2 protein-coding genes are annotated in these 8,066 nt (G+C 67.1%); both read right to left on the bottom strand.

Going from position 1 to position 8,066, the window contains the following annotated elements:
• On the bottom strand, positions 1-5,263 hold a 5,263-nt coding region (locus PV734_RS43410; RefSeq protein ID WP_319294812.1), incomplete at its 3' end, for a polymorphic toxin-type HINT domain-containing protein.
• Positions 5,264-5,278: 15 nt separating this feature from the next.
• The gene (locus tag PV734_RS43405) at positions 5,279-7,807 is read right to left on the bottom strand and encodes a hypothetical protein (protein WP_319294811.1); all 2,529 of its coding nucleotides are present in this window, start codon (positions 7,805-7,807) and stop codon (positions 5,279-5,281) included.
• Positions 7,808-8,066 lie beyond the last annotated feature (259 nt).

Raw genomic sequence — 8,066 nt, 5'->3', positions numbered from 1 at the left:
CCTTCTGCCTCTCAGCATCAGTGAAGTCCAAACCAGCTCTGTTGCAGTTATGGACAAGAACCGGTGTGTCCTCTGCCAGCACATAGTACGTGTGCAGGTTGCTGACAGTCAGGTTGTGGACGGTGGCGTCCTGTGCCGTCCAGCGCTGGATGGCGGTGATCTGAACGAGGGTGCCAGCTCCTGTCCGGAGCCACTGACCCGTCTGGAGGTCGGTGGCGTCGATCCACTCGCCGAGTTCGGGGACCCAGAAGGGGTGACCGTCGGTCGCGGTGACTTCTGCCGTATTCGAGCCCTTCGTCCCGTCGGTATCGATGGTGACGTTGACCAGGTGTTTGAGGCCCTCGCCCTTGATCTCGGCGGTGACCGTCTCGACCTTGGTCTCGCCCGTTTCCGGGTCGGTGGCCATGACCTCGTCGCCGACCTTGACGTCCCTGATCGCCTTGGTCGAGCCGTCGGCCATCAGGACCCGGGTCTCCGGCGTGAAGCTGTTGGGCGGGGCGATCGGGCAGCTGCCACCTTCCCCTCCGCCAGAGTCACCGCCAGACCCGCCGCCCGAGTCCGCGTCGTCCCGCCCCGACCCCCCGCGTGAGCCCCCCGACTTGGACTCCGCCTTCCCGCCACCGTCCGAGCCCTTCGACTGGGAAGACTTGCGGGCCTGGACCTGCGGAGCGTTACCCCGGGCGCCCTTCGACCCCGTGTGGGCCTTCTTCTTCGCGGCCTCCGCCGCAGCCTTGGCCGCTTCCCTCGCCTTGCGTTTCGCCTCGGCCGCAGCCGCCTCCGCCGCCTTCTTCGCCCTGACCAGCGCCGCCTTCGCCGCCTTGGCCGCCTTCAGGCCCGCTTCCGCAACCACCTTCGCCGCACGCCAGGCCTTCACCGCGCCCATGGTGGACTTGAAGGCCTTCCACATCTTCTTGCCCTTGGAGAAGACGCTCGACCACGGAATCGCGTCCATCAGCAGGCTGCCGCACGCCCACAGGTCGCCCTGGGAGAAGCAGCCCACGATGTCGTCCCAGCCGACGAACTCCTTGAACACCGCCCAGCCGACCGACAGGATCACATCACCGATCGAGCGGGACAACGTCTTCTGGTACGCCGCGATCTGCGCGTCCAGCGCCGCCATCGACGCGTCGAAACTCGACGCCGATGACGTCAGACCCGACGGGTCGGAGTGCGTGACCGGGTTGTTGTTCGCGTACGAGTAACCGTTCGCCTGGAGCGGGTCGCTCTGGTCCAGGACCGGGTCCGCCGACACGAACCGGCCGGTGGCAGGGTCGTACTCACGCGCCCCCAGATGCACCAGACCCGAACCCGCGTCGTCATCACCTGTCGCGTACGCCGTGCGCGAGCGCGACGCCACACTCGACGTACGGTCCTGGCCCCACGGGTCCTTCTTCGTCACACGCACCGACTGGTCGCCGTCCAACCGCACCTCGGCCAGCGGAGTGCCGTTGTGGTCGACCGCGTTGGCGAAGACCTGCTCGTCCGCACCGGACGTGGAGGACGCCTCGCGGTAGCGCGTCACCGTGGGGGCACCGTCGTGACCGTAGGAACGCTCCGCAGAGCGCAACTTGCCCGTGGCTGTTGCCGCGACGGTCGTGTCCGGCAGGTGCAGCACCGCACCCGCATTCGAACGCTCCAGCAGGCGGTTGCCCATTCCGTCGTACACATACGTCGTCTTCGACGCCGGCTTGAACACCTGGCCCGGAGCAGATGCCGAACAGGCCGCCAGGACCAGGTCGGTGCCGTTCGTCAACGACGGTGCAGACATGCACAGTTGGCTGTCCACGTGCTTGACCAGGCCCGTGTCCAGGGTCTGCCAGCGCTGCGCCGTCACCCCCTTGTCGCATGCCTGGACCTGCACCGCCGCGCCCGCCGCCGTACCGTTCGGCTGCGCGCAGCTCCCGCCCACCACGAACTGCCCGACGGCCGCGTTCTCCACCGTGCCGTTGTTGTCGGCGTCGATGGCCTTGAGGCGGAAGTTCTGCGCCTTGGTGCCGTTGCACACGTACAGCTGGAGGGCCGTGCCCGCAGCGGTGCTGGAACTGGTGAGGTCCAGGCACATCTCCGATGCGCCCACCCACGCGCCGGAACCCTCCGGGCCGAAGCCCGTCACCGACTCGACCTGGCCGTCCCACGTCCAGGTCAGGCCCTGCGCCGTGTCACCACCCGTCGTGCGGCTGTCCAGGCTGCCAGCCTCGTTGTACTTCTGCGTGGAGAGGGTCTTGACCTCGGCACCGGCCGGAGTCGTGGACTTCGTCGTGTACGAAGTCAGCGTGTGCGGCTGGTCGTTGAGGGCCGTGTCGCTCTTGCCGTAGGCGTAGTCCGTGACGACGTCGTTCTTCGTGTCCCGCGCACCCGCCGTGGTGAAGGTCGGGTCGGCCTTGAGAACCGACTTCGTCTCGCGGTTGCCCAGCACGTCGTAGGAATACGTCTGCCAGTAACCGTCGTTGTTCGACGAGACGTTGACCTTGCCGTCCGCGTACACCGGCTCGGCCGTCGACTTGCCGGCGGCCGTGCAGCCCCCGCCGCTCGGCGTCGTCCACGCCTGCCTCAGCTGTCCCAGCGTGTCGTACGTGAAGCACTGCCTGTCGGTGGGCTTCGTACCGATCTTGTCCGCGACGGACAGAATGTTGCCAGACGGGTCGTACGCGTAGGCACGCTGGCTCACCTCATGCTCGGGAACGACGGACGTGTCCGTCTTGTTCTCCCGCAGCAGCTTGCTGGTCAGCAGTTCACCGGTCGACTCGTCGAAGGAGTTGTCCTGCCACAGGCGGTGGCCGATCTCACCCACCGTGGAGCGCAACACCTGGCCGTAGGGCGAGTAGTCGGTCTCGGTGACGTACCAGTCGTTGCCGGAGACGGTGACCGGGAGGCCGGCCTCGTTGTAGCGGGTGATCACGGACTCGGCGGTCAGGCCGCCGACCTCGGGGGTGGTGTACTTCTCCAGCTGGCCGTCTTCGTTGTACGTGTAGTCGTACGTGAAGCTGTTCTTGAAGCCGTCCACCGTTGTCCCCGACGTCGTGCCGTCGGGCATCTTCAGCGTCATCGACATCGGCTGGTAGTCGGCGGTGTAGCCACCGATCGAAGTCGTGTACGACTTGCCGCCGTCGTTATAGCGGGTCGCCGAGGCCAACTGCCCCTTGCCGCCTGGCGACGAGTCGTACACGTACGACTGGACCGTCGTGCCCGAAGCCGCGCCCGCCCCGGTGAACTTGATCTCGTTCACGCGGTGGAAGCGCTCGTAGGAGTAGGAGAGCTTCTGCCCGAGGCCGTCGGTCGCCGTGTCCACCCGGCCGTACCCGTCGTAGACGGTGTGCGTGGCGCCCGTGTCGGGGTCGGTGGTGTCGGTGACCCGGCCGAGCGCGTCGTACTTCCAGGTGCGGGTGTGGCCGACCTCGTCCGTGGACGTGGTCATGTCGCCGCGCAGGTCGTAGTCGTACGTGGTGGAGATCGCGTCGGCATCGGTGAGTGCCGTGTCGCTGTACGTGTCCTGCTGGACCGTGCGGCCCAGCGCGTCCGTCCATACCCGGGAGTCCGGAGTGCCGACGGGCTGGCGGACGATCGTGTAGTCGAGGCCGTACTCGTAGCGGGTGCGGCGGTCCTTGCTCGGCACCGCCGTCCCGCCGTTGCTGTGGGTCACGCCGTCCTGCGCGTACGAGTTGTGGAAGGGCGTGACGGTCAGCACACGACCCAGGCCGTCGTACGTGTATCTGGTCTCGTTGGGGACGAGCGAGTCCGAGGCCGGGACGATTAGGTCGGTGCCGGGGTCACCGGCCATGTAGTAGGCGTTGCGGGTCTTGTTGACCTGCCCCGAGGCGTTGTGGAAGGTGTCGGTGACCAGCTTGCCGCCGCCCACCGCCGGGGTCTGGGACTGCCGTTCACGGCCCAGGGCGTCGTAGATCGTGGTGGAGTCCGTGTAGGTGGCGTCGCCGGCCGCCTTGCTGGGGTTCCTCTCCAGCGACTCGGTGACCACGGAAACCGGCTTGTCCGCGATCGTGTTGTACGTGTAGCGCACGGTGGGATCGTCCGTGGCGAGCTGGGTCGCGTCCCAGGCGGCCGTGGTGCGGCCGAGCGGGTCGTACGTGTACGACGTGGCCCGGTTGTTGGCGTCCTTCGAGGTCAGCGTCGCGCCACGGCCGGGCTCCACGGTAGTGATCGTGGTGAGGCCGAGTTCCACACTGCCCTCGACCTTGGTGCCCTGCACTGTCTTGATCTCGTAGACCTGGCCTGAGCCCGGCATATAGGTCGTCGTGTTCGCCAGGTTCGTGGCGTCGGCGACCTTGGTCACCCTGCCGAACTCGTCGTACTCCGTGCGCGACTCGGGAGCGGCCGAGTTCCAGCCCGTGCCGTCACCGAGCGGCGTCACCGTCCTGGTCGCCTGTCCCTTGGTGGGTGTGGCGGTCAGCGAGGTGGCGTCGTCGTAGAACACACGCGAGCCGGATATCAGCGTCTTCTCGGTCGCGGCAGACAGTTCGGTGGAGCAGGTGGTGGTACCGGTCGTCGTGATCGTCTGATTGACCAGCCCGATCAGGTAGGCATCGGTGTTGTGCACGTACGACGTGCGGGTGCAGGAGTCGTCGGTGGTCTTCGCGGCGGCCTTGTCGCCGTATTCACGGACTTCGGTCGGCAGGCCGTACGAGTCGTAGTCGGTCTGCGTCTCCACCGTGCGCAGGGTCGCCGAGTCGCCGGGGCGGGAGCCCGACGACTTGGTGATAGTCCTGACCTTGCCGAGAGTGACGCGTTCGGAGACCACGTCCGGGCCGTCGGTGCGGTTGCGGGTGGCCAACCGTACCGGAGTGTCGGGGTAGTTGACCGTACGGGAGATCCAGTCGGTGGCGCCGGCACCGGAGTCGGGGTAGGCCAGGGACTCCGCGACCATGCCCGCGTACGCCTTGCGGTCGTCGGCGATGTCCGCGCCCGTGACGTCCTTGACCTTGAAGGAACGTTTGGTGTCGTCGTCGGGTATGTCGGGCGTCTCGGGGTCCACGAGGACGTCGTCGCTCATGCCCCGGAAGTAGCGGGTGACCGACTTGGAGGCGGGGTTGCCCACAGAGGTCACGGTGGGACCGGTGAGCGTGGTGATGACCGGGTAGCCCCGCCAGTCGTCCCAGGTGCGGGTCTTGGGACGGGAGAACTCCGCCTGGTTCTTGGCCCACAGGGCGCCGACCGTCCGGTCGGCCGCGTTGGTCTCGGTCTCGTACTGGTACGTCGTCGTCACATCCGACGCGTCCACCAACTGCGCGTCCTCGGTGATCGATCCCACCACGTACTTGTGGAACTAGGAGATCCGCTTGTCGGTCAGCTCACCGTCGGCGTGCCAGTAGACCGGGTAGCAGCGCAGCGTGTTCTGGTCGACCGGAGGGAAGTTCGTGCCGGTGAGACATGCACCCTCGGGTGCCTTGTACGTGACTCGCGTGCTGCCGCCGTACTCGGAGACCACCGTCTGGATGCGTAGCCGGCCGAACAGCGGATCGGTGTCACTCGCCCCCTTCTTGACCCGGTTCGGCAACGGCTTGTCATTGTGGCCGAAGCGGACCGGGCTGAGCTGCGTGGTGTCGCCCTCCACGGCGTACCCGGTACGGGTGATGGACTCCAGCCAGAGCGCGGTGTAGTTGCCGGTCAAGCCCCAGGGGAAGGACTGGGCAAGGCTCCAGGAGTCCACCTTCGAGAGGAGGGTTGTGCCGAAGACCTCGTCGCCGTCGATGCCGCATGCGTTCCGGGAACCCGAATCAGTTGTCGGGTTGTACTCGGTGAGCTTGACACCCTGCTCGCGCTGAGTGCACGCGGTGACTGTTGCCAGGCGCTTGCGCGACCAGAACGTGGGAGCGTACGTCGAGCACTTGGCGCCCGCCTCGCAGGCGAGGTCGGCCGGAGTGTCGTACCAGGCCCGGGTGAGGTAGGACTGCTTGGAGTCGAAGTTGCCCTCGGTGCAGTCCGGCGTCTTGTCACCGGGCTCTTCGAAGCAGCGTTCCCCGGCCGTGAACTTCATCCGGCCCAGCGGCTCGGCGGAGAAGAGCGTGTTCGAGCGCTGGCCGTAGTCGATGCGGGTCAGGTAGCCGGCCCGGTCGTAGGCAACCGCGCTCCCTACCTTGTTGTTCTTGGCGTAGGCGTTGGTCTCCTTGCCCCACCACAGCGACATGGCGTTGCCGTTGAGGTCGACGACGTAGTCGAGCTGGAAGCGCCAGCCCTGGTCGCAGAAGGAGTCCTCGAACTTGGTGGCGTGGCACGGGTCGTCGCTGTGGTTGCCGGCGACCGGCACCTTCAGGACCGACTTGGTCTCCTCCTTGCCGGAGGACCAGCCCGGCAGGCGGTTGAGGCCGAAATAGTACTGGGTGCCGTCGCTGGTGGTGACCCGCCAGAACTCCCCGTTGTTGTCACCGTTGTTGGAGCTGGAGATGCCGGTGATACGGGTGTAATCGGCCGAAGTCAGCAGCTCCACGCGGGTGTTGTCGCCACGGGAGGTCTTCCAGATCCCGTCGGCGTCGCTGCGCACCAGCTCGGTGGTGGTGCCGTTGAGCGTCAACACCGCGTTGTTCGAGCCCCAGCACTGGTCGCCGGTGAAGTGCTTCGCGTTGTTGGCGTTGGCCGTGTCGGCCGCGCAGCCCACGAACGTGCGGGTGATCGCGCCGGGGTTGTAGTCCCAGCCCTCCCCGATCCACGAGACCTGATTGTTCGTCGCCGACGTACGGCCGTCCGAGGACTGCGAGTTGTAGCTCAGCGTCACGTTCGGCGACGGGCCGGAGGGAACCTCCGGGCCCGCCATCGTGTACGCGTACGTGAACGCGCCTGATGAACCACCCTGCGACCAGGAACCGGCCGATGACAACGGAGTCGCGCCGAAGTCGCCGCCGGAGCCCGCGCCGTGGGAGACACCCATCAGCAACGCGCCGCCGGAGGAGTCGGCGGCCTGCCGCACGCTCCCGGCCTGCTTGTCCCCACGCCACACGGCCGAACTCACCGACGATCCCTCGCCGGTGCTCGCGGCAGTGCTCGCCCCGGTGGCCGTGGCACTCGCCACCAACTTCAGGTCGGCCGTGTCCATCGTCAGGTTGAGGAAGGTCACCTGCGCCGGCTGGGCGGTCTTGGCGCCCTCGGCAGCTTCGTCGGGGGCAGTGTCGTCGCCCGGGTCCGGCTCCGAACCGGAGGAGTCGCCAGTGTCACCCACCGGCACGATCACCTCGTTGGCGGTGCGCTCGACCTCGGTGGACACGGGGATACCCGTCGAGCACCCCTCGTCGTCGGGGGTGGTGGCATAACAGGCGGGCATCAGGGCGAAGGACAGCCGGTCCAGCCACTGCGCGCTGTACGTGTCGGCGAAACGGGTCGCGTCGATCTGGACGACCGCGTCACCGGTGGCGGTGTCGGGGGCATCGACCTCCAGCAGGAGGCCCTGCGCACCCGTGGCCACGGCATCGGCCTCGGGCTCGACGGTGACGTTCCACGCGCCCTCAAGAGAGTCGGCCTGGGCCTGCGTCGCGCCCGCGGGCGCGGTGACGCCGACGGTCAGCGTGCCGTCGGCGGAGGCGGCGACCTGCTTGGGGGCGCCGCCCGCGGTCACGTCGGCGACCGGCGCGGCCAGGTCGACGGCCGCCGGGACCGCCGCCACCGCCGGCGGGTCATAGGCACTGGCCGGCTTGGTCGAGGGGACGCCATCCAGTTTCTCGAGTTCGTCGGTCCTGGTCTCGTCGAGGGGGACCGCGTCAGTCTGCTGGAGGTCGTCGAGTTCGACCTCGGTCGTACGGGTGTTGTTGTCGGGGCCCAGCGCCAACGCGCTTGGCAGTGCGGTGATGTTGAGGGCGAGAAACACCGCGGCGACGACGGCGAGTCGAGCTCTTCGGCGTATCAGGCGTTCACGAGACGAGTTGTTCGCCAGCGAACCTCTACCGCACCACGACATGCCCCCACCCACGGTCAACCGACCTTCCCCCAGCCCGAACCACAACCATCAGAGACGCTCAGACCGTTGGCACATGGCGATCAACGATGAGGATGAAATTTGAAACTTTGTGAAGATCGTCGTCAAGGAAAAATAAGTATGTGTTAGTTAAGTCACTGTATAAATCTGA

The sequence above is a fragment of the Streptomyces sp. AK08-02 genome (genome assembly GCF_033795085.1).
In the GTDB taxonomy this organism is placed as follows: Bacteria; Actinomycetota; Actinomycetes; order Streptomycetales; family Streptomycetaceae; genus Streptomyces; species Streptomyces echiniscabiei.
This window is presented reverse-complemented; position numbering and strand designations above follow the sequence as displayed.